27 protein-coding genes and 3 pseudogenes are annotated in these 24,470 nt (G+C 31.9%); 24 read left to right on the top strand and 6 right to left on the bottom strand.

The features are described 5' to 3' along the window. Window positions 1-105, top strand: a pseudogene (locus tag ABW636_RS22575) (IS982 family transposase); the annotation flags it as partial. Between the two features lie 154 nt (window positions 106-259). Here ABW636_RS22575 and ABW636_RS12150 read toward each other — a convergent pair. Continuing rightward, on the bottom strand, window positions 260-1,501 hold the full coding sequence (locus ABW636_RS12150) for a porin family protein (RefSeq protein WP_367590282.1): 1,242 nt from the start codon (window positions 1,499-1,501) through the stop codon (window positions 260-262). Between the two features lie 325 nt (window positions 1,502-1,826). Beyond that, window positions 1,827-2,372 carry a pyridoxamine 5'-phosphate oxidase family protein gene (locus ABW636_RS12145; protein WP_367590281.1) on the bottom strand — a complete coding sequence of 182 codons (546 nt, stop codon included), beginning with the start codon at window positions 2,370-2,372 and terminating at the stop codon, window positions 1,827-1,829. Between the two features lie 125 nt (window positions 2,373-2,497). On the opposite strand from ABW636_RS12145, the gene ABW636_RS12140 reads away from it, so the two are divergent. From ABW636_RS12140 to ABW636_RS12130, 3 genes are all read left to right on the top strand, one after another. After that, window positions 2,498-3,040 carry a GNAT family N-acetyltransferase gene (locus ABW636_RS12140; RefSeq protein WP_367590280.1) on the top strand — a complete coding sequence of 181 codons (543 nt, stop codon included), beginning with the start codon at window positions 2,498-2,500 and terminating at the stop codon, window positions 3,038-3,040. A gap of 98 nt (window positions 3,041-3,138) precedes the next feature. After that, entirely contained in the window at window positions 3,139-3,681 is a 543-nt protein-coding gene (locus tag ABW636_RS12135) for a hypothetical protein (protein ID WP_367590279.1), read from the top strand. 7 nt (window positions 3,682-3,688) lie between these two features. Further along, window positions 3,689-4,294 (top strand): carboxymuconolactone decarboxylase family protein, encoded by a 606-nt coding sequence (locus tag ABW636_RS12130; protein WP_367590278.1) that lies wholly within the window; start codon window positions 3,689-3,691, stop codon window positions 4,292-4,294. A 104-nt stretch (window positions 4,295-4,398) separates the two neighbouring features. On the opposite strand, the gene glyA is transcribed toward ABW636_RS12130, so the two are convergent. Further along, complete coding sequence (gene glyA / locus ABW636_RS12125; RefSeq protein ID WP_367590276.1) at window positions 4,399-5,673, bottom strand: serine hydroxymethyltransferase; 1,275 nt, start codon at window positions 5,671-5,673, stop codon at window positions 4,399-4,401. Between the two features lie 347 nt (window positions 5,674-6,020). Here glyA and fahA point away from each other — a divergent pair, with 347 nt between their 5' ends. Both fahA and ABW636_RS12115 read left to right on the top strand, forming a co-directional pair. Next, window positions 6,021-7,301: a fumarylacetoacetase gene (gene fahA, locus ABW636_RS12120; protein WP_367590274.1), complete on the top strand. Its 1,281-nt coding sequence runs from the start codon at window positions 6,021-6,023 to the stop codon at window positions 7,299-7,301. A 109-nt stretch (window positions 7,302-7,410) separates the two neighbouring features. Further along, the gene (locus tag ABW636_RS12115) at window positions 7,411-8,598 is read left to right on the top strand and encodes a hypothetical protein (RefSeq protein WP_367590273.1); all 1,188 of its coding nucleotides are present in this window, start codon (window positions 7,411-7,413) and stop codon (window positions 8,596-8,598) included. A 133-nt stretch (window positions 8,599-8,731) separates the two neighbouring features. On the opposite strand, the gene ytxJ is transcribed toward ABW636_RS12115, so the two are convergent. Further along, on the bottom strand, window positions 8,732-9,136 hold the full coding sequence (gene ytxJ, locus ABW636_RS12110) for a bacillithiol system redox-active protein YtxJ (protein WP_367590272.1): 405 nt from the start codon (window positions 9,134-9,136) through the stop codon (window positions 8,732-8,734). A gap of 557 nt (window positions 9,137-9,693) precedes the next feature. On the opposite strand from ytxJ, the gene ABW636_RS12105 reads away from it, so the two are divergent. Further along, the gene (locus tag ABW636_RS12105; protein WP_367590271.1) at window positions 9,694-10,530 is read left to right on the top strand and encodes a hypothetical protein; all 837 of its coding nucleotides are present in this window, start codon (window positions 9,694-9,696) and stop codon (window positions 10,528-10,530) included. A gap of 155 nt (window positions 10,531-10,685) precedes the next feature. Here ABW636_RS12105 and tnpA read toward each other — a convergent pair. Next, a pseudogene (gene tnpA, locus ABW636_RS12100) lies at window positions 10,686-11,145 on the bottom strand (IS200/IS605 family transposase). Window positions 11,146-11,267: 122 nt separating this feature from the next. On the opposite strand from tnpA, the gene ABW636_RS12095 reads away from it, so the two are divergent. From ABW636_RS12095 to ABW636_RS12075, 5 genes are all read left to right on the top strand, one after another. After that, window positions 11,268-11,873, top strand: a complete 606-nt coding sequence (locus ABW636_RS12095; RefSeq protein WP_367590269.1) for a hypothetical protein — start codon at window positions 11,268-11,270, stop codon at window positions 11,871-11,873. A 228-nt stretch (window positions 11,874-12,101) separates the two neighbouring features. After that, entirely contained in the window at window positions 12,102-12,551 is a 450-nt protein-coding gene (locus ABW636_RS12090) for a nuclear transport factor 2 family protein (RefSeq protein ID WP_367590268.1), read from the top strand. Window positions 12,552-12,592: 41 nt separating this feature from the next. Next, the gene (locus tag ABW636_RS12085) at window positions 12,593-13,549 is read left to right on the top strand and encodes a hypothetical protein (protein WP_367590267.1); all 957 of its coding nucleotides are present in this window, start codon (window positions 12,593-12,595) and stop codon (window positions 13,547-13,549) included. Window positions 13,550-13,595: 46 nt separating this feature from the next. Continuing rightward, a complete protein-coding gene (locus ABW636_RS12080) occupies window positions 13,596-14,483 on the top strand; it encodes an alpha/beta hydrolase fold domain-containing protein (RefSeq protein ID WP_367590266.1) in 888 nt (295 codons plus the stop codon). 40 nt (window positions 14,484-14,523) lie between these two features. Further along, window positions 14,524-14,769 (top strand): hypothetical protein, encoded by a 246-nt coding sequence (locus tag ABW636_RS12075; protein WP_367590265.1) that lies wholly within the window; start codon window positions 14,524-14,526, stop codon window positions 14,767-14,769. Between the two features lie 17 nt (window positions 14,770-14,786). On the opposite strand, the gene ABW636_RS12070 is transcribed toward ABW636_RS12075, so the two are convergent. Beyond that, window positions 14,787-15,464, bottom strand: coding sequence for a class I SAM-dependent methyltransferase (locus ABW636_RS12070; RefSeq protein ID WP_367590264.1), 678 nt, complete (start codon window positions 15,462-15,464; stop codon window positions 14,787-14,789). A 128-nt stretch (window positions 15,465-15,592) separates the two neighbouring features. On the opposite strand from ABW636_RS12070, the gene ABW636_RS12065 reads away from it, so the two are divergent. From ABW636_RS12065 to aqpZ, 12 genes and pseudogenes are all read left to right on the top strand, one after another. Beyond that, the gene (locus ABW636_RS12065) at window positions 15,593-16,177 is read left to right on the top strand and encodes a GrpB family protein (RefSeq protein WP_367590263.1); all 585 of its coding nucleotides are present in this window, start codon (window positions 15,593-15,595) and stop codon (window positions 16,175-16,177) included. A 205-nt stretch (window positions 16,178-16,382) separates the two neighbouring features. Continuing rightward, window positions 16,383-16,784, top strand: coding sequence for a lipocalin family protein (locus ABW636_RS12060; RefSeq protein WP_367590262.1), 402 nt, complete (start codon window positions 16,383-16,385; stop codon window positions 16,782-16,784). A gap of 92 nt (window positions 16,785-16,876) precedes the next feature. Then, the gene (locus ABW636_RS12055) at window positions 16,877-17,539 is read left to right on the top strand and encodes a class I SAM-dependent methyltransferase (protein ID WP_367590261.1); all 663 of its coding nucleotides are present in this window, start codon (window positions 16,877-16,879) and stop codon (window positions 17,537-17,539) included. Between the two features lie 151 nt (window positions 17,540-17,690). Next, entirely contained in the window at window positions 17,691-18,665 is a 975-nt protein-coding gene (locus ABW636_RS12050; protein ID WP_367590260.1) for an NAD(P)-dependent alcohol dehydrogenase, read from the top strand. A gap of 67 nt (window positions 18,666-18,732) precedes the next feature. After that, window positions 18,733-19,131: a PH domain-containing protein gene (locus ABW636_RS12045; RefSeq protein ID WP_367590259.1), complete on the top strand. Its 399-nt coding sequence runs from the start codon at window positions 18,733-18,735 to the stop codon at window positions 19,129-19,131. Window positions 19,132-19,163: 32 nt separating this feature from the next. Continuing rightward, window positions 19,164-19,607 (top strand): DUF2059 domain-containing protein, encoded by a 444-nt coding sequence (locus ABW636_RS12040; protein WP_367590258.1) that lies wholly within the window; start codon window positions 19,164-19,166, stop codon window positions 19,605-19,607. 150 nt (window positions 19,608-19,757) lie between these two features. Next, entirely contained in the window at window positions 19,758-20,810 is a 1,053-nt protein-coding gene (locus tag ABW636_RS12035; RefSeq protein ID WP_367590257.1) for a PLP-dependent cysteine synthase family protein, read from the top strand. 293 nt (window positions 20,811-21,103) lie between these two features. Next, window positions 21,104-21,493, top strand: coding sequence for a hypothetical protein (locus tag ABW636_RS12030; protein WP_367590256.1), 390 nt, complete (start codon window positions 21,104-21,106; stop codon window positions 21,491-21,493). Next, entirely contained in the window at window positions 21,493-21,882 is a 390-nt protein-coding gene (locus ABW636_RS12025) for a DUF3592 domain-containing protein (protein WP_367590255.1), read from the top strand. The genes ABW636_RS12030 and ABW636_RS12025 overlap by 1 nt, the downstream gene beginning before the upstream one ends. Before the next feature lie 231 nt (window positions 21,883-22,113). After that, window positions 22,114-22,641 carry a GNAT family N-acetyltransferase gene (locus ABW636_RS12020; protein ID WP_367590254.1) on the top strand — a complete coding sequence of 176 codons (528 nt, stop codon included), beginning with the start codon at window positions 22,114-22,116 and terminating at the stop codon, window positions 22,639-22,641. Between the two features lie 192 nt (window positions 22,642-22,833). Continuing rightward, window positions 22,834-23,475, top strand: coding sequence for a peroxiredoxin (locus tag ABW636_RS12015; protein WP_367590253.1), 642 nt, complete (start codon window positions 22,834-22,836; stop codon window positions 23,473-23,475). A 187-nt stretch (window positions 23,476-23,662) separates the two neighbouring features. Beyond that, window positions 23,663-24,355, top strand: a pseudogene (aqpZ, locus tag ABW636_RS12010) (aquaporin Z); the annotation flags it as partial. Window positions 24,356-24,470: the final 115 nt, after the last annotated feature.

The following is a 24,470-nucleotide window of genomic DNA, read 5'->3' as shown; positions in this document are numbered from 1 at the left end:
AAAAACCGAATCTTATCTAAGATAACGGCAATGACAATCATTCAATATATCAATAGATTTGAATTCAATAGAAATATCAATAATCTAAAAATTAATATTACCTAAATGCACAACGGGTTAATTAATTATTAGTCTAAAGTTTATGTCATTAACAAGAATATTGTTACCACAGAAAAGTGTTTTTATTTTTCATAAAAAAATCACCCTACACTTTGATAAATGAAGGGTGAATGAATCAAATTAATTTGTTAATTAATCACTATTCTTTTTTGTTACTAAAAATAGTGTATCCCAATATTAGAGATACATTTTTAAAGTCAGAACTCCAAAACTTATTATCACTTAGTCCTCCTCTGGGTGTCCCATACCTAAATTCTACACTAAACTTATTTTTATACATATATCCCATTCCAAGCTTCCAATTTTCATCGGTGTTTAAATCAAAATTAAATCCACCATCTGTACTATCACTACTAATCGAACTTGACAATTCATATTCGAAAGCTAATAATACGTTAAAAAACAATTTGGAATGGTTATTAATATAGGAATAATATCGAATCCCTGTAGGAAATTCTATCGAAGTATATTCTACTTTAGCTGTCGCAAATCTTGGCACTATACTATTTGGTAAATAATTAAATTCTCTTTCTTCTTTATAAGATCTATAGGTAGGTTCGAATAACACCGACCATTTATTATTATTAAAGGGAAACACATACTCTAATTCCGCACCAAATCTAAAACCTAGCTTATTCCCAAAATCAAAATCTCTTGTATCGAAAGATATATTGTTGCTTATACCTAATGAAGAGTTTGTTACACCAGGCCTAATATTAATATTAAAAAATCCTCCTGCATTCTTTTTTTGATATTTGGTAAACTCTGAATTATTACATTCGTTATAAGTAACAAAAAAATTAATTAAGTCATTTTTTTTGTAGTCAACACTATTAAAATCTTTGATCGAAATATCTGAGCATTTTAGATTACTCCACAACTGTTCCTTATACCTGGTATTCTCGGTAAATTTATACTCTCTTACTTTATATTTTTTATAAACTAATTGTTCAACCTCTTTATCTTCTGTTTTATAAAAAAACCTTTCAAGGGATCCCGATTTGTATCCATAAAGATTAGCTTTGCCTTCTAGCAAAACTTTTAAAAATAGTTGTTCTTCTTTAAAAACAGGATTTTTATCATACCTCATTTTATTTATGTTATTGGTTGGTCTATCCATATCAACTTTAAACCTAATATATTTAGCCACTTTTTCTACCCCAAATTCTTTTATCGACGTTAGAATGCCTGTTTTTACATCGTCATTTTCATTTAGCTTATATTCGAATTTTGTTGGCGTATTGACCCAATCCAAATCTTTAATCAAACATTCTATTTTTTCTCCCTGGTTATTAACAACATAACCTTTTTTATAAGTGTTTTGTGCATATGCTTGTATACTTAGGATGGCTATTAAAATTGTAATTAGCTGTTTGCTCATTTTTGTTTCTTTGTTTTATATATAGATTAATAGTTTTTCTATTTATGTTATACGGGGTGCAAATGTTACCTAAAATTCTTAAATAAAATGTATTTATTCATTTTTTTCAATATACTATAGTATATACTGACATCATCACCAAATATGATGTTTACTATAATGTATAGTAACACAATAAATATTATCTCATTAAATGATTATTGGGTAAGTGATATAAACTGAATTCTAATTAGTAGTATATTAAATATGGCAAAAAAATGTCCAAAAAAAGTAGCATTCATAAAGTCTACTTAAAAAAAAGACTCACCAAATTTTATCAATAGCATTACTTGCGCTGCCAACCCGTATCAAATCCATCGATACTTATACTATTTTTTTCTTCCTGATATTTACGTAATCGATCTTTCCCTTGTTTTTCTGCCCAGGATTGTAACTGGGTTCTTTCTTCTTGAAATTCCATAAAAGGAACCGCATACCCACAAGATGTTTGTACTTTATTTATCTGCATCTTTATAATTTGCCGAGATCCTTCAATTTTAGGAAATTGATGGATATGTTCTTGATAAAACGAATCTTTTTCATGATAAATTTCAGCATTTCCGTATAACCTTAAAATCAACGGTTTTCCTTCGAAAGCACAAAACATAATCGTCATTCGCTTATTTTTAAGCAAATGCGCTGCGGTTTCATTACCACTTCCGGTTAGGTTAAGCCAAATAATCTGATTTGCATTAATCACCCTAAACGTATCCATTCCTTTTGGCGAGATATTTACACTTCCTTCTGTAGCAGCTGTTCCCACAAAAAAAATTTTTTGATTAGCAATAAACTCTTCTTGCTCTTTACTTATTTTGGTATACATTTTAGCCATAAGCCCTACTGTTTAATTTCTTAGAATTGTATTGATGCTAATACTTTATAAAAGTACGTAAAGCAACAGTTGTTCTGTAGTATATTTGCTTAAAATTTATTTCAATTACAATATACTACCCTTATATGTCAACATATATTTTTCAATCAGAGCGTTTAGGCTTTAGAAATTGGTCTCTAGATGATCTGGAAATCTTAAGTCAAATAAATAATGACGATGCTGTAATGGAATTTTTTCCGTTTAAACCCTCTCTAGAAGACACCAAAGCGTTTATAATCAGAATGCAAGAACAATACGCTCAAAAAGGATATTGTTATTTTGCAGTAGACATCATAGATACGAATGAATGTATCGGTTTTATCGGATTAAGTGAACAAACCTATTTAAAAGAGTTGGGTTCTTTTGTAGATATTGGTTGGAGGCTAAAAAAATCCATTTGGAATAAAGGATATGCTACAGAAGGTGCAAAAGCGTGCCTTGAGTATGGGTTCGATCAAATTGGGTTAGAATCTATTTATTCTATTGCCCCAGAGATAAATGTAAAGTCAGAATTAATCATGAAAAAAATTGGGATGCAACGCATCAAAACTTTTGAACATCCCAAACTGTTAAATGACACTCGTTTAAAAAACTGTGTGCTATACAAAACATTACCTTTAACAAAGTAATCGTTCCTAGCCTGTCTAATTAGTAGTAAAGACAAAAAATATAAACACCTCATTTATAGAAAAACCAGTATCTTGTAGCAACTACAAAAACATCATCAATGGCTTCAAGAATAAAAAAGACCGTATTCTCTTTTCTTCTATTGCTCTGTTGTATTCATGTATCATTTTCACAACAAAATGTTATTCATAATAAAATAAATACAGACATTTACAACACATTTTCTAAGGCATATCAAACGTTAGATTATGCCTTGTTCGCATCAATCCATAGCAAAAAAATGATTCGAATTGCTGGAGATGGAGGTACTATCAAAAATGCAACAGAGTATCTTAAAGGGTATGAAAAACGTTGGAGCGATCCTAAACGTACACCTGCATCTATCGATTTTAGACTATTCGAAAGAATAGTATCCGATTCACTGGTTTCTGATAGAGGAATATATAAAGTTTCTTATAAGGACAGTCTTCAAAATGTAAGACATTCTTATGGGCAATTTCATGTGTTGCTTCGGTTGATTAATAAAAGTTGGAAAATAACAATAGATTATGATTCTAACGAAAAAAATACCGTAAACGAAAAGAGCTATCTAAATGCCTTTGCTCTTTCTGAGCATACCAAGTACAGTAAAACTAAACACTAACAATCTAATGAGCTGGATTAAAGCAATATCATACAAAGAAGCAACCGGAGAGTTAAAGAGGATTTATGAGCGAATTAAAGGCCCTAATGATACTATTGATAATGTATTATCTATTCATAGCCTTAGACCTCATACACTTATTGGTCATATGGGCCTATATAAAAATGTATTGCATAACATAAACAATACGCTACCAAAATGGTACCTAGAAACATTGGGTGTTTATGTAAGCCACCTTAATCAATGTAGCTATTGTGTAGATCATCATTCTGCAGGATTGAAACGATTATTAAAAGACGACACTCGGTTTGAAGAAATTATTACTTGCCTACTAAATGATAAAACCGAACAACATTTTAAATATCAATATTTAGCTGGGTTGAAATATGCCAAGAAGCTTACTATAGCACATCACACCATAGTCGAGTCTGATATTTTTTATCTAAAAGAACAGGGGTTTAACGAAGGTGAAATCCTTGAAATCAATCAGGTGGTGAGTTATTTTAATTATGCAAACAGAACTGTGGTTGGACTAGGAGTTACTACGGAAGGTGATATCATAGGACTCTCTCCTAATGAAGATAGTGATGCAGAAAACTGGAATCATTCCTAACAACCTGTTTAGATTTTAATTTTTATACGATTTGCAAAACAAGAGCAATAAAAAAGTGTGATTATAACTAATCACACTTTTTAAATATATCGTATATAATATGTTTACGCTACAAACAAAGGCTTATCTGCCATCATTGCATTTACATCGTTTGCGATATCTTCTAATACTTCTTGGTTTTCTACATTGGTAATAACACGATCAATAAGTTCTACTATTGCAGACATATCATTCTCTTTAAGACCTCTTGTCGTTACTGCAGATACTCCTATACGTATCCCAGAAGTAACAAATGGTGACTTATCATCAAAAGGTACCATATTTTTATTTACAGTAATATCGGCAACGCCTAAAGCTTCTTCTGCCTGTTTACCGGTTACACCTTTGTTACGTAAGTCGATTAACATCATGTGGTTATCGGTTCCTCCAGAAATAACTTCGTAACCTTTATTTACAAAAGCATCTGCCATTACCGCTGCATTTTTCTTTACCTGTACCGTATAATGTAAAAACTCATCTGTTAAAGCCTCTCCAAAAGCAATACCTTTTGCTGCAATAATATGTTCTAACGGTCCACCTTGATTTCCAGGAAAAACAGCGCTATCAAAGATAGAAGACATCATGCGTTTCTTTCCGCTTTTTAGCGTAATACCAAATGGGTTTTCAAAATCTTCTCCCATTATTATAAGACCTCCTCTTGGACCTCTTAATGTTTTATGTGTAGTTGTAGTTACTACGTGGCAATGAGGTACTGGATCAGAAAGTAACCCTTTGGCTATTAAACCTGCTGGATGTGCGATATCTGCAAAAAGAATAGCTCCAACACTATCCGCAATTTCTCTAAATCTTTTATAATCTATTTCTCTAGAATAAGAAGATGCTCCTGCAATAATCATTTGAGGTTTTTCTGCAGTAGCTATTTCCTGAATTTTATCATAGTTTAAACGTCCCGTTTCTTTTTCTACGCCATAAAAAACAGGATTGTATAATTTACCAGAAAAATTAACTGGTGAACCATGAGTTAAATGGCCTCCGTGAGAAAGATCAAAACCTAATACTTTATCTCCTGGCTTAAGGCATGCATGGTATACTGCTGTATTTGCTTGTGAACCTGAATGAGGTTGCACATTGGCATACGCTGCACCAAACAATTCTTTTGCTCGATCAATAGCAATTTGTTCTATAACATCTACTACAGCACAGCCACCATAGTAACGTTTTCCAGGATATCCTTCGGCATACTTATTCGTTAGAACGGATCCCGCAGCCTCCATCACTTGTTCACTTACAAAGTTTTCTGAAGCAATAAGTTCTAATCCGTTTATCTGACGTTCTTTTTCGTCTTGAATTAAATCAAAAATTTGTTCGTCGCGTTGCATGAATTGATAATTTTTTAATAAAGGCGTAAAAATAGGAAATCCATTCTTTAAATCAACCTAAAAAAGCCCTAATTAATTAGAACTATTTCTTTGCTGCAAAAATATTGCTTTTCTACCAGTATATATCACAAATACCCTTAAAAAAAACCAACACATAGCACTGATATACAAGCTAATAAAAACATACGGGTTTCTGCTAAAAAAAATCTCTATATATTAATATTTCAGAACAATAATCATTCTTATCAATATTTTATGTATTTTTTATATAATTAAAAACCAATAACCGTTCGAAAATTATATATTTGGTTAAGAGAATTTACCCTAAACTTTATAAAAAAACAATAATGCCCATAACAGCAAATTATCCTAATAGAAAAACATGGATTGAAACTCCTCCTGTTACAGATTTCCCTATACAAAACATTCCTTTTGGTGTGTTTTTGACCAGAGATGACATTATTACAATAGGTACGCGTATTGGTAATACAGCCATTGATCTGGGCGCGCTTCATCAATTGGGTTATTTTGAAGGAATTCCGTTAACAGATGATATCTTCTTGCAAGACTCTCTAAATGATTTTATTTCAGACGGAAAAAAAACATGGAGATTGGTACGTAATAGAATTGCTGATATTTTTGACGCAGAAAATGATGCTTTAAAAAACAATGAAAAACATCGACAAGAAGTATTGTTTTCTCTCGATGAAATCGAAATGCAGCTTCCTGTAAGAATTGGTGATTATACTGATTTTTATAGCAGTATAGAACATGCTACCAATGTAGGTAAAATGTTTAGAGACCCAGAAAATGCTTTGCTTCCTAATTGGTTACATATGCCTGTTGGTTATCATGGGCGAAGTAGTTCTGTTATTCCGTCGGGTATTCCAGTTCATAGACCTCAGGGGCAAAAATTAATTAATGGTGCCCAAGACCCTATTTTTGGGCCATCGAGATTGGTTGATTTTGAATTAGAAATGGCATTTATCACAACAGATGCAAATCATCTTGGAGAACCCATCCCAATAGAAGAAGCAGAAGATTATATCTTTGGCCTTGTTTTGTTTAATGATTGGAGTGCCAGAGATATTCAAAAATGGGAATATGTTCCTCTTGGACCGTTCTTAGGAAAAAACTTTGCATCTTCTATCTCTCCTTGGATTGTTACTTTGGACGCATTAGAACCGTATAGAACTGCGGGTGTAAAACCATTAAAAAAACAACTACCATATTTACAATATAAAGGAAACCAAAGCTTCGATATTAAACTAGAGGTTGCCATTCAACCCGAGAAAGCTACGGAAACTATTGTCTCGAAAAGTAATTTTAAACATATGTATTGGACAATGGCACAGCAATTAACACATCATACAGTAAATGGATGCCCCGTTAATTCTGGAGACCTAATGGGCAGTGGGACTCTTTCTGGACCTACGCCAGACGCATATGGTTCTATGTTAGAATTAAGCTGGAGAGGAGAAAAGCCTGTACAACTTAATGAAGGAGGTGATAGAAAGTTTATCGAAGACAATGATACAGTAATTATGAGAGGATATTGTGAAAAAGAAGGTATCCGAATCGGTTTTGGAGAAGTATCTACAAAATTACTTCCCGTTTTCAAGAAATAATGTACGAATAAACTCACGCAGAAGCCTCGAAAAGATAAATTCGGGGTTTTTTTATTATCTTTTGGCATCAAAATTGTTTTTACGCTACCCAAACCTAAATAGAATTGACATGAAAAGACTACTACCCCTACTACTTATTGCTATTTTGATTCAATCGTGTAGCAGTGTTAAAAAAACTGAACAAGCCTTAAATACGGGCAACTATGATCAAGCTATTAATATTGCATTAAATAAGCTTAGAACTAATAAAGGTAGAAAAGGTAAGCAACCTTATATTCTTATGCTCGAGCAAGCTTATGGCAAAGTTGTGGATCGTGATAAAAACGCAGTTATCTACTTAGAAAAAGAAGGCAACCCAGCAAACCTGGAAAAAATGTATAATACATATGTGGCCTTAAAAAACAGACAAGAAAGAATCAAACCATTGCTCCCCCTTTATTTGACAGAAGAAGGGCGTAATGCTAATTTTTTAATGGACAATTATGACCAAAAAATCATAAATACTAAGGATAAACTTTCTGATTATCTTTATACCAATGCCAAAAACTTACTTTCATCTGCAACTCAAAAAAGAGATTACAGAGCGGTATATGATGACTTAATATATCTAGATAAGATAAACCCAGGGTATAGAAATATAAAAGGAATGCTAGAAGAGGCACACCATAAGGGTACTGATTTTGTAAAAGTATTGATGAAAAACAATACCGATGTTATCATTCCTAAAAGGTTAGAGAGCGACTTGCTTAATTTTGGCACCTACGGTCTTAACGATTTATGGACCGTATACCACAGTCAGCCACAACGATCTGTTTCTTACGACTATGCGATGGAGATAGCATTAAGAGAAATCAATATATCACCCGAACAAGTAAAAGAGCGACAACTAGAAAAAGAAAAGTTGGTAAAGGATGGTTGGGAATACCTGCTAGATGAAAATGATGAAATTGTTGTTGACGATAAGGGAGAAAAAGTTAAAGTTGATAAAATGGTAAAAGTACGTTGCCAATATTATGAGTTTACACAATTTAAAGCTACAAACGTTGTAGGTAACGTGCAGTACAGAAATTTAAGAACAAAACAACTTCTAGATGCTTTTCCTATTGCAAGTGAATATGTGTTTCAGCATATTTATGCAAACTACAATGGGGATAAAAGAGCACTCGAAGATGCTTTATTAGGATACTTGGGACAACGTGCAGTGCCGTTTCCTAGCAATGAACAAATGGTGTATGACTCTGGAGAAGATTTAAAATTGAAAATAAAAGGAATTATTACTAAATATCGATTTAGGTAGAGTTTTCTACTACCTGAACCTAACTATGTTATCAAAAGCACATGTATCCTCATAAAGTACATGTGTTTTTGATTATAGTATCTTATAATTCCTATATGCACTGCAACCTTTTGAGAGGTGGTGATGATAGTTATTATACTAATTGATGTATTACCTGTGGTGTAATCATACTATGCGATGCATGATGTACCGTTGTTCCATTTTTGATAATAATTAATTGTGGAGATTCATGAAACACCTGGAACCTTGCAGCTATTTCTGACGACACTTCTCTAAAACTTAATAAATCTAGATAATATAAATCAATGGCGCCCTCTGCAATGTCGTAACTACTTTCAAAATTCCGGATAACCATTCCACTGATCCCACAACGTGTAGAATGCTTAAAAATAACTTGAGGTCTCTTAGCTGAACTTTTGGCTATTTTATCCAGTTGTTCTATAGAAGTTAGCTTTTGCCACGGTAACGGTTGTTTCTCTTCTTTTGGTTTCTTCTGTTCTTTTTCTGTAGATCCAAACAATTTATCTAATAATCCCATTTTCTAATTCTTATATACGCAAACTTAAGCAATTGATTTTTGTTCTCTCCCATATTTATATGATATAAACAAGACTTGTACAATTCAATTTTGATGATTTTGCCATTTTATTAAAACATACTTTTTGAATTAGTCGTAGAAAATAATATTCTTAACAAAAGAAATAAAATATAGCCGTCACATAGCTGTAATATTCTATAAAAAAGCAAAATTGATTAACATTATTAAATTAAAGCTGTCATTTATAAAATAGAATAATTTGGTGGACTGAAGATTGAAAATAAACTTATTAAAGCGGCTGGAGTATTATTTTTGCTACATTGAAATTGTTGCATTCCAGAAGGAATCAACTACAAAAAGCAAGAGCAAATTCAGGGTTCTGGTCTATAGTTTTTAACTCCTGAAGCATATTTAGATTTTTTTAAGACATAAGAATATCTTAAATCTAGATCAAAAAAACTCATACCACTTTAAATATGCTTAATTTGTAGGCTTAAAAAAGAATTTCAGACAACACTAACGTCAAAACATCTAAAAACCTATGCAAACAAAAACTTATGAACTTTAAAACAATAGCATCTATGTTTGGGCTTACCTTACTTATTATTAGCTGTAAGAATACGTCAAAAGAAAAACACATCGAAGAAAATATTGATCAAAAAACTACTACTGTAGTGTTTAAAAACAAGGGACATGAACTAGTACATAACATGGTAGAAAAAGTAGGAAATTATAATAAACTACGTATCAAAAAAGACGTTATTTATAACTATACTTACACAACACCAGATAGTAAAAGTGATATATCTACTGAAAAGTACATATTTGACGGAGAACTTTCTTATGGCATATACAGGCAACACCAACGCACATTGCCCGAACTAATCGGAACAATGGAACAAGGATATGATGGTATCAACTATTGGTTAAAAATTGATGAAAAAGAAGTTTTGGATGAAGTAGCAGTTAATAGGGTAAAATTTAATAGGCCTACGAATTTTTATTGGTTCACAATGTTTCAAAAGTTGTTAGACCCTGGATTGCACTACGAATACTTAGGAAATAAAAAAATAAAAAATACAGATTTTGAAATAGTAAAAATATCTTTTGAAACTCAAAAAAATAAGCCTACCGATATTTATCAAATTTACATAAACAAGAAAACTGGTTTGGTGGATCAATTCTTGTTTACGGTTGCTGATTTTGGTGTAGTTGATACACCTTTTCTAATGCAAATAGAATATGAACAAATAGATAATTTTTTAATCCCAACCAAACGCAAGTATAAAAAATCGACCTGGAATGCTGATATAAATGACGAGCCCTGGATACTAGTAAATTGGACGGACATTAAGTTTAACAACAATCTGAAAAAAAAGGATTTTATTAAATAGCTTTTCTCATAATTTAGCTTTCCGAAAGACGTATAACACAAAAATATATGCTTGGTTTTGTTTAAAACATTTTTACTTTTTATATGAACTCATTTTTGTTTTTTATGTTAAAAAAAATTTTAAATAAATAATCCTCGGGGCAAGCACACGAGGCATTAAAATAATTTTAGCTGATTATTTTTTTTCAAAACCTTATACTCATCTTCAATCCCTTGATTTTTGACATACTTTGCTATCTTTTGTTCTGTACCATGTTGACCAACTGTATTAACAAAATAACCTTTGCCCCAAAATTCACCTCCCCACAATTGTTTTTTGACTTCAGGACAACGGAGAAAAACTTCTCGTGCTATCAAACTTTTTACAGTCGTAACAATTTTTGTAACACTAGTATGACGGAACACTCTGTATTAAAAAATGAACATGATTCTTATCTGTACCTATCTCTAAAAAATGAATTTCATATCTATAACTTATCTCTTCACAAACTTCAACTAAAACATTATCTACCGAATCAGTCAATACAACTCTCCTATATTTTGCACTACTCACCAAGTGATACAGCAAAACTGTAACATTATGACTCTTATGGATATATTTACTATTTTGTGACATCGAGTCACAAAATAGTAATAATTAACGAGGCAAGGCTCGAGGTATTAAACCTGAAAGCGAATAAAAAGAACACTCCTATTTGTATATTGCTTAATAAACAAAGAAAGAGTTACAAAATAGCTATGAAAACCGAAATAGTAAACAGAATAAAAGAGTTAGGCGGAACTTTTACCAAAGGAAACTCATTACAGGAAACCTTAAAAGGTATAGAGTTTACACATCCATTATATCCGCATGAACTTTGGGGGCATGAACTGTATGGGATAGATGAATTTTACAATAAAAACAATAAGTTGTTTAAAAAAGACAAAGAGGCTTTTTACAAAAATTTGCTGGCCCATTTTTTTTCTGATCAAACACCTCCTTACGGTCAGGCTTTTTATAAAAAAAGATTATTTACACCATTAACAAAAGGAACCGAAGATCATGACGAGTGGGGTGCTGATTTTGAGGATGAAGAAATGACCAACTTAAGTGAAGTAAAAAAGATTGTTGGTAACGGAAAATTAGAGTTTATGGAGATTGCTTATTCGTATGGTTTTCCTGATGGATATTATATTTGTTTATCTGACCCAAATCCCGAAAACCCCACTGTGTTTGGGACCGATCATGAGGTTTATTTTTATGAAATATCGAATGAAGGGACTTTTGAAGATTTTTTACAACAATTTTATACAAAAAGCGAATTTTTAGAAGTGGTAAAAAAATATATTGATAGTAAATCGTAGTATAAAATGGTTCGAACATATAGATAGAAACTTTTTTTAAAAAAGGTAAGTTTGGCGTATTAGAGATGTAACAATAGAAGAGTTTTATTAATAATCAGTTATTCTCCGTATATTCCAAAACGGGCATTTTTTATGAGTGAAGAAATAATTACTAGTAACGCAGACATAAAAAATTTCACTCGCTACTCTAAAAATTCATAGTTGTGTTTAATAAATACACCTTTTATCATGCAAAAAAAACTCTTCACAATCGTATTGTTTGTTCTTTCTTTCTCGCTAATGTCACAGAAAAAAAATAACGATACGCAATCGGTCATTACTACTATTGAAAATTATTTTTATGGGTATATAGAACGAGATATTGATAAGTTAAATACTGCCTTTGACATTGAAAACGGAACCATGAAAATTATGTCTAAAGATAAAGATGGAAAAGAGAGTTTCCAGAACGAATATTTCAAAAACATTATTCCAAAATGGGCAACCAAGGATGCCATGTCTCCCGAAACATTAAAAAAATGTTCCTTAAAAATTTTAAATCTGGACATTACAGAAGATACTATGGGAGTAGCCAAAATCGAGATGAAGCTTGGTAAAGCAACCTATATTGATATGCTCTGTTTACAAAAACTAAATGGAGATTGGAAAATTACCAATAAGTTCTATTTAGCCAAATAAAAATAATACTAGCACAACTATTAAAGATATATTGCTAAGACATGAGTAAAAATCAAAAAAACATACTTATTGCTGCTCTAATTCCAACATTATATGCAATAATTTTAAGATTGACTTTTGGAATAAAAGACTGGTATGAACTATTTTCTGTCATGTCTGTCACCTTTCTTTTTCTACTTCCTACAATCGTAGGGGCATTAACAGTATACTTTTTAGACAAAGACAAAGTAAAAAAATTAGGGTATCGAATTCTCTTTCCATGGATTCCGGTAATTTTATTTCTAATTATTACACTTATATTCGCTATAGAAGGGTGGGCTTGTTGGTTAATGATTCTTCCCGTATTTTTAATTGCAGCATCTATTGGTGGTTTAGTTGGTGGTTACTTAAAGCTAAAAAAACGAAATGATAGGTTAAACATTTCTGTACTAATGTTACTGCCATTTTTACTATCACCCATTGAGCAATTGATTGAAAAAATCCCAGGGACTTACACAGCCAATACTCATATCGATATTAATGCATCTGCAGATAAAATTTGGGAGAACGTAACACGTGTAAAAACCATAGAAGAAAATGAGGATACAGGATATTTAACTTCATTTTTAGGGTTTCCAAGACCTCTAAGGGCTGAGCTCAATTTTAATGGTGTAGGAGCTTATAGAGAAGCTATTTTCACCAATGGACTTATTTTTAGAGAAACCGTAACAGAATATGAGGAGAAGAAAAAGATGGTATTTTCGATTAAAGCTAATACCTATGAAATTCCATCTACAACTTTGGATGAGCACATTTTAATTGGAGGAGCATATTTTGACGTTTTAAAAGGTACCTATGAACTTGAGAAAATTGACGAAAGAAAATATCGGTTGCACTTATATAGTAAATTTAAAATGAATACGACTTTTAATTTTTATGCCGGTTGGTGGGGAAAACTTATTATGAAAGATATTCAAAATAATATTTTAAAAGTTGAAAAAAAACGTGCCGAAGAGTAAAATATACATTTAGCACCCGTTTCAATCAATTAACAAAACATGAATAATGAAACAAAGTATTTCTTACTACATTACCTTATTCGTTATTAAGTTAAAGGGTATAAAAAAAGAGTTTAGTAAAGATCCAATCGATTTCAAAAAAATAAGAAAAGCCGATATTCACTCTCCCAAAGGCTCTTTTTTTAGAAAAAAAAAGACTTATAGTTTTAAAATTGCCACCTCTTTAATTACAGAGGTAAAGCCCACTCAAACCTCTAATAATTTATTGATTTTTATTCATGGTGGCGCTTTTATTTCTGGTCCTGCGCAACATCATTGGGATACCGCAAAAGAGATTCTTAAACAAACAAATCATACCATTTGGATATGTGATTACCCAAAAGCTCCCGAAAATAAAATCTCGGTAATATCCCAAAACATTGATTTAATATATGATACTGCTCTAGAAAAGTATCAATCAAAGCAAATTACACTTTTGGGTGATTCTGTAGGAGGTACTTTGGTTACTGCTCTTACACAACGATTAATTCATAAAAACATAGAATTACCTAGTAAAATTATTCTTGTTTCTCCTGTAATGGATGCTACCATGTCGAATCCCGAAATAGACAAAATTGATCCAATTGATCCTATGTTGTCAAAAACAGGGGTGCTAAGTGCTAAAAAAATGTGTGCAGAGAACAACGAACTAAAAAATACAATGCTATCTCCCCTGTATGGTAGTTTCGAAAAATTTCCTGTAACCATCTTATTTTTAGCAGAAAATGACATCACGTATCCAGATCAACAATTAGCAGTTCAAAAATTAAGTAAAACCCAAACAACTATTAAAGTAATTGAGGGAGAAAAAATGCCTCATATCTGGCCTTTTCTGCCGGTTATGAAAGAAGCCAAAACGGCATTGCATAAAATAATACACATTTTAAATAACTAGCTCAAAAATAACACTTACAGTAGTAGAAAATTTTAAAACCATGGATCAAATTATAATTGATATAATAGATAGGGATTTTAATTTGGCAGAGAAAGAATTAGTCATTAATGAGCTTTTATCAATTGATCTCAGCCATGTAATGGCAGCATCAGAATATAATTTAAAAAACACAAGGTTAGCTATTTTGAAACTAGCCAAAGGTGAGTTAAGTGAAGTCATTGAATTAACCAAAAGAGCCAAAATCGATTTTCGCGATGTTATCATGTGGGCTATGCAAGAAAAGTAAATCACTTATAAATTAGGTTAAAAAACTCTATACAAAGTGGTTACAATGATACCTTTACCTCCATTTAATGTAACTGACACAAGTTGTTTTTCTTCTTTTACTTCAAAATTAAATGGTGGCGCCAATAAGTTGATCCCACTTTGTTTTTTTAGTCGAATCCCCTGCCCCGAAATAATTTCTTTATTGGGTATAAAATCTCCTTCAGGCAAATGCTCTGTTAAAACAACGTACTTAAAATTAGTTAGTTTACTCACAATGCGTTGTACCTCATCATTGGACAAATGCTGTAACACCTGCCTTATGAGGGCACAATCCCCAGAAGGTAAATCATCTGTAGCGATATCCAAACAATAAAACTCTAAATTTTCTTCTTTAAACTTTTCTTTATTATATGAGATAAGACCTTCTACAATATCTACAGCAATATACTTTTGGGTATGTTGTACCAACTCTTTTCCCACATTAAAATCTCCACAACCTAAATCACATACTACAAGAGGAGTGGTAAAAGATGTCAAAAACGATATTAATGTATCTATATAAGGAGTTACTATTTCTGGATGATGTGACCCTGTACCTGAATAAAATTTGAAAGTATCACCTCCCCAAAGGTTCATTTCATAGACCTGCTCCATGGCTTCTTTGGTGGGCCATGGTTTTTTTATTCTTTTGGTTTCACTTTCTTTCTTGGTCATAGACATATTGTTAATTCATAAAAACAAATAGAATACTATTACACATATAGATGAGTAGCTAATTAAAGTTACAAAAGTATATGCCAATACAGTTATATTTGCAAACTTCTCTAAAAACATAATGTAAAATGGAAAAAACTTTGTACAATTTAACCAAAGATGATTGGAATACGCTTTTCCCGATCGAATTAGTTGACCATAATCCAGCATGGAAAAATAGGTACAATGATGAAAAAGAACGCATTCTTAAAAAAGTAGGTAATCAAACAATCATTCGTATAGAACATTTTGGAAGCTCATCAATACCTTCGATCAAATCAAAACCGTACATCGATTTAATGATTGAAATTCCGAAACAACTACTATTTAACGAAGAGCTAGTAGCTCAATTTACCGAATTAGGTTATGCGCATTTTGTAGTTCCAGAACGAGAGAATATTGCATCATACTCATCTTTTGGAAAAGGATATCGTTTTGATGGTAAAAAGGAACAGATTTTTCATATTCATATGTGCCCAAAAGATAATGCAATGTGGAAACAAATTGATTTCAGAGATTTTTTGAATTCTAATCTGGAGCGAGCAAAACAGTATGAAAATCTAAAAGTTGAATTAGCTACAAAACACAAAAACGATAGAGGTGCATATGTCTTGGGAAAAACCAATTTCGTAAATGAAACATTAGATATTATTCAAAGAAAATCCAACTCATAACATTTAAAGATTTTAATACTATATCAAAATATAGAACAAAAGACATTTTGTAGAATAACACAGGGGTTATACATCTCTGGGGTATATCTATTTTCACACTATTACATCATTCTGAAGTATTCCTATAAACGATACACTATTAACAGTTTAACGCAACCATATTCAATGTTTGATATCAATACTATACAACATAAAACTGATTCAAATGAAAAAAATAGCCTTACTATGTAGTTTAATTGGTGTACTTTATTCTTGTAAAAACGATGATAACAATACCGAAACCCCAAATACTGATTTAATTGGTAACTGGAGATTAATAGAAACTTTAATTGACCCAGGAGATGGTAGCGGAACTTTCACCGCTGTAGAAAGTGATAAGATCATAACATTTCATGAAGATGGTAAAATTACATCTAATGGATCGTTATGCGATGTATCCATAGAAACAAATACCCCTACTTCTGGCACTTATTCGAAAACAGACGCTACTTTTAATTCCAAGGATTGTCACAACGGTGACCATACTTACAATTTTAAACATGAAGGATTAACATTGATAGTAGAGTTTCCCTGCTTCGAGCCTTGCAAAGAAAAATATACTAAGTAGTAAAAGTAGATTTTATAATAAAGACAGGTTATCGCCAATGCATTAATCTTATTTTTAGCTTGAATTATGTATAACAAATAGCTCTCTAAACAATGAATTTTACAACAGAAGAATTACTAGAAATAGAAAAGCAACTATCGTACCCAGAAGGTGAATCGGGGTTAAAAATGGCCGAAAACATGAACGAATCTAATATCCAAATGACGATATCAGCCATCGATTCATTACATATTGCAGATGGTAATGTTCTTTTAGAAATCGGTCATGGTAACTGTGGGCACCTGGATAAAATATTCGATATCTCCAAAAACATTCAATACACTGGACTCGAAATATCCAGTACGATGAAAAATGAAGCAGAAAGACGTAATAGAGAACTTATAAAAGAATATGACATTAACTTTCTATTATATGATGGTATACAGCTTCCTTTCTCTAATGATTCTATAGACAAAATATTTACAGTGAATACTCTCTATTTTTGGAAAAACCCAACCCATTTTTTAAATGAAATTTATAGAGTCCTAAGAATAGGTGGTCAGCTTGTTTTAACTTTTGCACAAAAAGAGTTTATGAAAAAACTACCATTTGTAAAAGATAAGTTTTGCCTGTATAACAACAAGGATATTATTAACCTTACGAACACCACTAACTTTCAGATAACAGAGTTTATTGATAAAAAAGACATCGTAAAAAGTAAGTCAGGAGATGTAGTAGAAAGAGAATATACAGTTGTTAAAATGACAAAATCATAACTATTACAATCGACCTTATACCTGTTTTTATCAAATAAACCATATCGTACCCATAACAGACGCCTGCAACTATAATTTTCTTTACAATTTGTGTAACTTTTTTGATTACAACTACACCTATTTTAATACATCATCAAAATAAACAAATCAAGTGCGCGCAATTATATATACCCGTTATGGCCCACCAGAGGTACTACGCCTTAGCGAAGTAGAACAACCTGTACCAAAAGATGATCAGGTATTAATTAAAATACACGCAGTGGCTGTAAACACAGGGGATTGTGAGCTTAGAAGTCCTAAAATCCCAAATACAATATGGCTTATAGTTCGGTTATATTTTGGGCTTCTAAAACCTAGAAAAAAAATACTGGGAGCCTATCTGTCGGGTGAGGTAGTGCAAACCGGAAAATTGGTAAAAAGATTTAAAAAAGGAGACTCTATTTTTGCTTGTAGTGGTCCTGTTTTTGGAGGGTATGCAGAATATATATGTCTAAATGAAGAAAAAGCAATCGCTATAAAACCAACGAACCTATCTTTTGAAGAAGCTGCTACAATCCCATTAGGACTTGATGCATTGCATTTTTTACGGAAAATCAACATTCAAAAAGGACAAAAAGTATTAATAAATGGTGCCGGTGGTGGTATTGGAACCATTGCTGTACAGCTTGCCAAACATTTTGGAGCAGAAGTAACTGCTGTAGATAGCACGCAAAAATTGAACATGTTAGAATCAATAGGAGCCGATTACACTATCGATTATACTAAAGAGGACTTTGCAAAAAAAAATAAAACCTATGATATTATCTTTGACCTGATAGGTAAAAGGGCCTACAACCGATGTATTAGATCGTTAAAAACCAATGGGTACTATCTATTAGCTAATCCCGATGGGCTGTCTCAAATGTTACGAGGTGTATGGACTTCTTTGGTAACTAATAAAAAAGTAATTTCACAATTTGCAGATGCAAAACATGAAGATCTAGTTTTTCTTAAAGAGCTAATTGAAGAAAGAAAGCTAAAAGCTGTCATAGATAAAACCTACTCATTAGACCAGGTAGTCGCTGCCCACAAATACGTAGAATCAGGACAAAAAAAAGGAAACGTAGTATTATCATTAAGAGAATAGAAGAAAAAAATATAAAATTTTCTCTCCTTTTTCTTAATGCAAAACCTTTGTACAATTAAAGATTGAAATGAAATTTAAAAGTAGAAAGGATATATTATTTTTTAGTGTATTTTATGGGTTCATTAGTTTTTTTATCGGAATGTTTATTCTTGATATCACAAATAATGGTCTTGAAAAAGACGATGGTATCGTATATTTGGTTATTTTGGCAGTATTAGTGCTTTTGATCTGGATGTATCATGGCACAACGTATGAGTTAACAGAAAATTATTTGAAGTATAAAAGCGGACCAATTAGTGGTAAAGTTGAGCTACATAAAATAACAAAAATAATTCAGCGAAAAACGCTTTGGGTCGGTCTTAAACCTGCAACTGCCAAAAATGGACTGATCATAATGTATGAAAAATACAGCAAATTGTATATCAGTCCTAAAACAAACGAAACATTTCTAAAACAAACTGAATAACAAAATAGAAATAGAATAACAGTACCGAAATCATGAAAAAACTAATCATTCTTACCTTTATATTACTCTATTCCTCTTCTTCTATTGGGCAAGTGGACGATAAATATACCGAAACATTAAAAACAATGTTTAAAGTGGCGGGCACACAAGAAACCTATAAAACAGTTATTAACCAGATGCTTAATTTGTTTAAGAAACAATACCCTAGCGTAGATGAAAAAATATGGAATGAACTAGAAGAAGAATTTTCTAAGAACTCTATGAATGAACTGGTTCATATGATAAGTCCAGTATATGCCAAATACCTTAGTCATGATGAATTGAAGCAACTAATCACATTTTATACCTCTCCCCTAGGACAAAAAGTCTCTAAAAGTACTCCTTTAATTACTCAGGAATCTATGCAAATAGGGCAAGAATGGGGAAGAAAGATAGGCCAAGAGTTTACAGAAAGAATGAAAAAAGAAGGGTATTAGACCTTTTTTCTTTGGAAACACTAAATAGTAACCTTTCTATTTCAAATTCATGTAACTCTATAAACTAGCACGTTAACATCTAGTTAAAACCACATTTCATAATCATGGTTTATAATATATTTTGATATTATTGATAAATCAAATAAAAAGATGGGGGATAAAAACTGGTTACTAGAAGCGATTAATACAATAGCTGCAGATTATAATAGATCATCAGACACACATTTAATAAAATTAAACTTACCATATTTTAGTGAAGTAGATATCTATCTCAAAGACGAATCTACACACCCTACTGGGAGTCTTAAACATAGGTTAGCCAGGTCGTTATTTTTATATGGCCTTTGCAATGGTCATATCAATGCACAAACCACAATTATCGAAGCCTCATCTGGAAGTACCGCTATTTCTGAATCGTATTTTGCTCGGTTACTAGGATTACCCTTTATTGCAGTTGTTCCAGAGACAACGACAACAGAAAAAATTAAACTGATAGAGTTTTATGGCGGAAACTGTATTAAAGTACCTTCTAAAGAAATCTATCAAAAAGCAGAAACATTGGCTTTAGAAAAAAACGGGTATTATATGGATCAATTTACCTATGCAGAAAGAGCTACCGATTGGAGGGGTAACAATAATATTGCCGAAAGCATATTTGAACAAATGGCCAGAGAACGTTACGCTATACCCAGTTGGATTGTGGTGGGTGCTGGAACCGGAGGAACTTCTGCTACCATAGGTAGATATATACGATATAGTCCCCAGTATAATATGCATACTCAACTGGCGGTGGTAGACCCCGAGAACTCTGTTTTCTTTGACTATTACCATAACCGTAACAAACATATCACCTCAGATATCGGATCACGTATCGAAGGTATCGGGAGACCTAGAGTAGAACCTTCTTTTCAGCCAGATGTAATTGATAAAATGATTCAAGTTCCCGATGCAGCTTCTATTGCAACCATTCGATGGTTGGAAACTATTTTAGGACGTAAATGTGGAGGGTCCACCGGTACCAACATGTATGCTACTCTACAGTTAGCTCAAACTATGAAAGAAAATAACCAATCAGGAAGTATCGTAACCATGATATGTGATAGCGGAGAACGATATATCAATACCTACTATAATGACCAATGGGTAAAAAAACAAGGTATGCTATTGGATGATTTGACTAAAGAACTAAATAAGTACTACTAATTTGAGATAAGAAAATGCTAAAAAACAGGGTATTTGTTTTAATTAGAATTCGTAAACACAATATTTAAAAACAAAGAAACTTTAGTAAGTTTTTTGTCTAAGTATCATACTCTCTCTTTAGCAATAACTACAAAAAACTACACTTTTCGGGTGGGAAATCATCTGTTTTAATCCTCTACTTTTACAGCTTAAAAAGTATAATCATACCATTTGATTCATTCTGCATCCTGCACTAATTCTTGTATTAGGCATTTGTAGCGATGGATTAATGAATTCAAAAAAAGCTCAAACAAGTGGAAAAACAAATTACTATCAAAAATGATTACAATTCTTTAGATAAGATTCTTGAATTTGTAAAAAACGAAAGCTCTTACGAATGTTCGAAAGACTATGATAAATGGGATATGAGAACAGATACTAATGGTCAAATGGAAACATGCGTAGTTATTAAAAAAAACGCATTACATGGGGTAAAAGTATATTTACCTCATGAGAAATCACTAAAAATGACCCATATTGTTCCCAATGTGATAATGAATGCTTACCTTGGTAAAAATCAACAAAGACATAGAAGGATCGATGAAATCGTTATTGGTAAAATCAAAGACCTTTTACTCTTAAGTTCGCAAAAAAAAGCATTTAAAGAATTCGAAGAACTATTTAAAAAAATTGAAATCGTATAATGAAATTTATCTACACGCTAACTTTAGTATTATTCTTTTCAATCACTTCTCAAAGTTTTTCCCAAGAAACAAATTGGATAAAAACAGAAGGGGAAATTATAGAAATTTCAATAAAAAGAAATCGTAAAACAAAAGAATTTGCTCTTATAAAGTTTAAACTTGAAGACGGAACAGAACAATTAGGGTCTGCAGAGCTATTTAGAGTTCCGTTTATTGGCAGTATGAAATCTGTGGGTGATCAAATTACTATACATTATGATCAAAGTAATCCAGCTATTGTAAAAACGGTAATAGGTAGTTTTTTATCGCAATATGGGTTATACATTTTAATCTTTCTTGGGGTTATATTTTCGATAAAGTCATTTTTAAATAAAAGAAAGCATTCGTAAAAACATAAAAAAACACTTCAAAAGCATATAGGTAACAGAAAATTATATGCTATAGTATTAAATACATTATAATATCTGTTACCTATACATAAAATTATCTGGAAAAAAGTAGAGGGTTGTTTCATATAAATAAGCCATAAAATGGGTTTATAATATCCCCAATACTTCCTCTCATAGACTTTTAATATTTCTCCTTATTTTTATTTCCGAAAACACTTCTAATGTACTATTGTGATAAAATTAAGGAAACTTGAACTTGATGATCTTGAAGAATATAAATTTTGGAAACTTCCTCATCATAAATACCATTCATTTAACGGTCCCTATTTTGAAAAAGATTCTGAAAAAGATATAGAAGAACAAATACAACAATTAAGAGCAGAATTACTTCAGGGAAAAACTGTTTTAGAACACAAAAGAATCATTTCTAATGCCCAAAATGAAATTATTGGAGAGGTTAGTTGGTATTGGCGATCTAAAGAAACCCATTGGCTCGAAATTGGAATTGCTATTTTCAATGAAAAATTTTGGAATAAAGGAATTGGGCAGATTGCTCTTACACAATGGATCGATAAAATATTTGATGAGAAAAAAGAAATCATACGACTAGGCATTAGTACCTGGTCTGGTAACTTTGGGATGATTAAACTTGCAGAAAAGCTTGGAATGAAAAAAGAAGCCTGTTATAGAAAAGCAAGAATAATTGATGGTAAATACTACGATTCTATAAGCTATGGGATCTTAAAAAGTGAATGGTAATAAACCTTTTATAGTTTAATAAAAAAACAAAAATATCCGATAGAAAATAAATTAAAATATATCAATATGGATTCACTTAATTAGTTGTTAAACTAAAAATAAATTATAATTTTCCTATTACTTATTGTTAGCTTAGGCTAAAAATTACAACAAACTCAGAAACATAAATTATTGACTTAAAAAACCATTAAAATGAGCACAATTAGATTAGGTGATGAAGCACCAAATTTCACAACACAATCAACAGAGGGAGAAATTAATTTTCATGAGTGGCTTGGTGATAGCTGGGGTATTTTATTCTCTCACCCTGCAGATTATACTCCTGTTTGCACTACAGAACTAGGTACAGTAGCAAAATATAAAGATGAATTTGCTAAAAGAAATGTAAAAGTAGCCGCTCTTAGTGTTGATGGATTAGAATCACATAGAGGTTGGATACATGACATTAACGAAACGCAAAGCACAACGGTTAACTTTCCTATTATTGCCGATGAAGACAGAAAAGTATCTACCTTATATGATATGATTCATCCCAACTCTGATGATAAGTTAACAGTAAGGTCTGTATTTGTGATAGGAGCTGATAAAAAAGTTAAATTAATTATTACTTATCCAGCCTCAACAGGTAGAAACTTTGATGAATTATTACGAGTTATTGATTCTTTACAATTAACTGCGTATCATAAAGTAGCAACTCCTGCCAATTGGAATAATGGTGATGACTGTGTTATTGTTCCTTCAGTTAAAAATGAAGAAATTGCAACCTTATTTCCAAAGGGACATACTGAAGTAAAACCATATTTAAGATTAACACCACAACCCAACTTAAATTAGGTATTGGTACAATCGTATCAAAAAGAGGCTGTCTAAAAAGATTTAGACAGCCTCTTTTATGATAATAACAAACTATAAAAGCTATCTGGTAATTTTTTTTAAGTAAATTTACAAGACCCCTAAAGATAAAATTAACATAAACCCATTACATACAACTACACACAAATAATAATTAAATAATGTAACGTTTATGAAAAAATTAATCGCAGAATTTATTGGAACCCTTTGGTTAGTTCTAGGTGGATGTGGAAGCGCTGTACTTGCCGCTGCATATCCCGAATTAGGAATTGGTTTTACCGGAGTTGCACTGGCTTTTGGTCTTACCGTAGTTACCATGGCATATGCTATTGGTCATATTTCTGGATGTCATTTAAACCCTGCCGTATCTATTGGATTATGGATCGGAGGTCGCTTTGACAAAAAAGACTTACTGCCTTATATTGCTGCTCAAATTGTAGGAGGAATAGCAGGTGCTGGTATTCTGTATGTAATAGCCACAGGAAAAGCTGGTTTTGAAATAGGTGGTTTTGCCGCAAACGGATATGGAGCACATTCTCCCGGAGGATATTCTATGTTAGCTGCATTAGTTACAGAAATTGTAATGACCTTTATGTTTTTAATAATCATCTTAGGAGCTACACATTCTAAAGCACCTAAAGGATTTGCTGGTCTTGCAATAGGATTAGGGTTAACCTTAATACATTTGATTAGCATCCCTGTTACCAATACTTCAGTAAATCCTGCAAGAAGTACCAGCCAAGCCTTGTTTGTTGGTGATTGGGCATTAGAACAATTATGGCTGTTTTGGATTGCACCTATTATAGGAGCAATTTTGGCCGGAATTGTTTATAAATTTATCGCTTCAGGGAGTGAAGAATAATTTGCTAATGCAATGATCAAAATAAGATACTAACCTCAAAAGAATATTCATTTTTTTGAGGTTAGTTGTTTAAGAAAAATATTTCTTTAGTAAAATAGATAGATGTGATGATTTC

The organism is Aquimarina discodermiae (assembly GCF_040786235.1).
In the GTDB taxonomy this organism is placed as follows: Bacteria; Bacteroidota; Bacteroidia; order Flavobacteriales; family Flavobacteriaceae; genus Aquimarina.
This window is presented reverse-complemented; position numbering and strand designations above follow the sequence as displayed.

Excerpts from the sequence above, each read along its gene's own strand:
- ABW636_RS12150 (WP_367590282.1), bottom strand. The coding sequence starts at position 1,501 with ATGAGCAAACAGCTAATTACAATTTTAATAGCCATCCTAAGTATACAA.
- ABW636_RS12145 (WP_367590281.1), bottom strand. The coding sequence starts at position 2,372 with ATGGCTAAAATGTATACCAAAATAAGTAAAGAGCAAGAAGAGTTTATT.
- ABW636_RS12140 (WP_367590280.1), top strand. The coding sequence starts at position 2,498 with ATGTCAACATATATTTTTCAATCAGAGCGTTTAGGCTTTAGAAATTGG.
- ABW636_RS12135 (WP_367590279.1), top strand. The coding sequence starts at position 3,139 with ATGGCTTCAAGAATAAAAAAGACCGTATTCTCTTTTCTTCTATTGCTC.
- ABW636_RS12130 (WP_367590278.1), top strand. The coding sequence starts at position 3,689 with ATGAGCTGGATTAAAGCAATATCATACAAAGAAGCAACCGGAGAGTTA.
- glyA (WP_367590276.1), bottom strand. The coding sequence starts at position 5,673 with ATGCAACGCGACGAACAAATTTTTGATTTAATTCAAGACGAAAAAGAA.
- fahA (WP_367590274.1), top strand. The coding sequence starts at position 6,021 with ATGCCCATAACAGCAAATTATCCTAATAGAAAAACATGGATTGAAACT.
- ABW636_RS12115 (WP_367590273.1), top strand. The coding sequence starts at position 7,411 with ATGAAAAGACTACTACCCCTACTACTTATTGCTATTTTGATTCAATCG.
- ytxJ (WP_367590272.1), bottom strand. The coding sequence starts at position 9,136 with ATGGGATTATTAGATAAATTGTTTGGATCTACAGAAAAAGAACAGAAG.
- ABW636_RS12105 (WP_367590271.1), top strand. The coding sequence starts at position 9,694 with ATGAACTTTAAAACAATAGCATCTATGTTTGGGCTTACCTTACTTATT.
- ABW636_RS12095 (WP_367590269.1), top strand. The coding sequence starts at position 11,268 with ATGAAAACCGAAATAGTAAACAGAATAAAAGAGTTAGGCGGAACTTTT.
- ABW636_RS12090 (WP_367590268.1), top strand. The coding sequence starts at position 12,102 with ATGCAAAAAAAACTCTTCACAATCGTATTGTTTGTTCTTTCTTTCTCG.
- ABW636_RS12085 (WP_367590267.1), top strand. The coding sequence starts at position 12,593 with ATGAGTAAAAATCAAAAAAACATACTTATTGCTGCTCTAATTCCAACA.
- ABW636_RS12080 (WP_367590266.1), top strand. The coding sequence starts at position 13,596 with ATGAAACAAAGTATTTCTTACTACATTACCTTATTCGTTATTAAGTTA.
- ABW636_RS12075 (WP_367590265.1), top strand. The coding sequence starts at position 14,524 with ATGGATCAAATTATAATTGATATAATAGATAGGGATTTTAATTTGGCA.
- ABW636_RS12070 (WP_367590264.1), bottom strand. The coding sequence starts at position 15,464 with ATGACCAAGAAAGAAAGTGAAACCAAAAGAATAAAAAAACCATGGCCC.
- ABW636_RS12065 (WP_367590263.1), top strand. The coding sequence starts at position 15,593 with ATGGAAAAAACTTTGTACAATTTAACCAAAGATGATTGGAATACGCTT.
- ABW636_RS12060 (WP_367590262.1), top strand. The coding sequence starts at position 16,383 with ATGAAAAAAATAGCCTTACTATGTAGTTTAATTGGTGTACTTTATTCT.
- ABW636_RS12055 (WP_367590261.1), top strand. The coding sequence starts at position 16,877 with ATGAATTTTACAACAGAAGAATTACTAGAAATAGAAAAGCAACTATCG.
- ABW636_RS12045 (WP_367590259.1), top strand. The coding sequence starts at position 18,733 with ATGAAATTTAAAAGTAGAAAGGATATATTATTTTTTAGTGTATTTTAT.
- ABW636_RS12040 (WP_367590258.1), top strand. The coding sequence starts at position 19,164 with ATGAAAAAACTAATCATTCTTACCTTTATATTACTCTATTCCTCTTCT.
- ABW636_RS12035 (WP_367590257.1), top strand. The coding sequence starts at position 19,758 with ATGGGGGATAAAAACTGGTTACTAGAAGCGATTAATACAATAGCTGCA.
- ABW636_RS12025 (WP_367590255.1), top strand. The coding sequence starts at position 21,493 with ATGAAATTTATCTACACGCTAACTTTAGTATTATTCTTTTCAATCACT.
- ABW636_RS12015 (WP_367590253.1), top strand. The coding sequence starts at position 22,834 with ATGAGCACAATTAGATTAGGTGATGAAGCACCAAATTTCACAACACAA.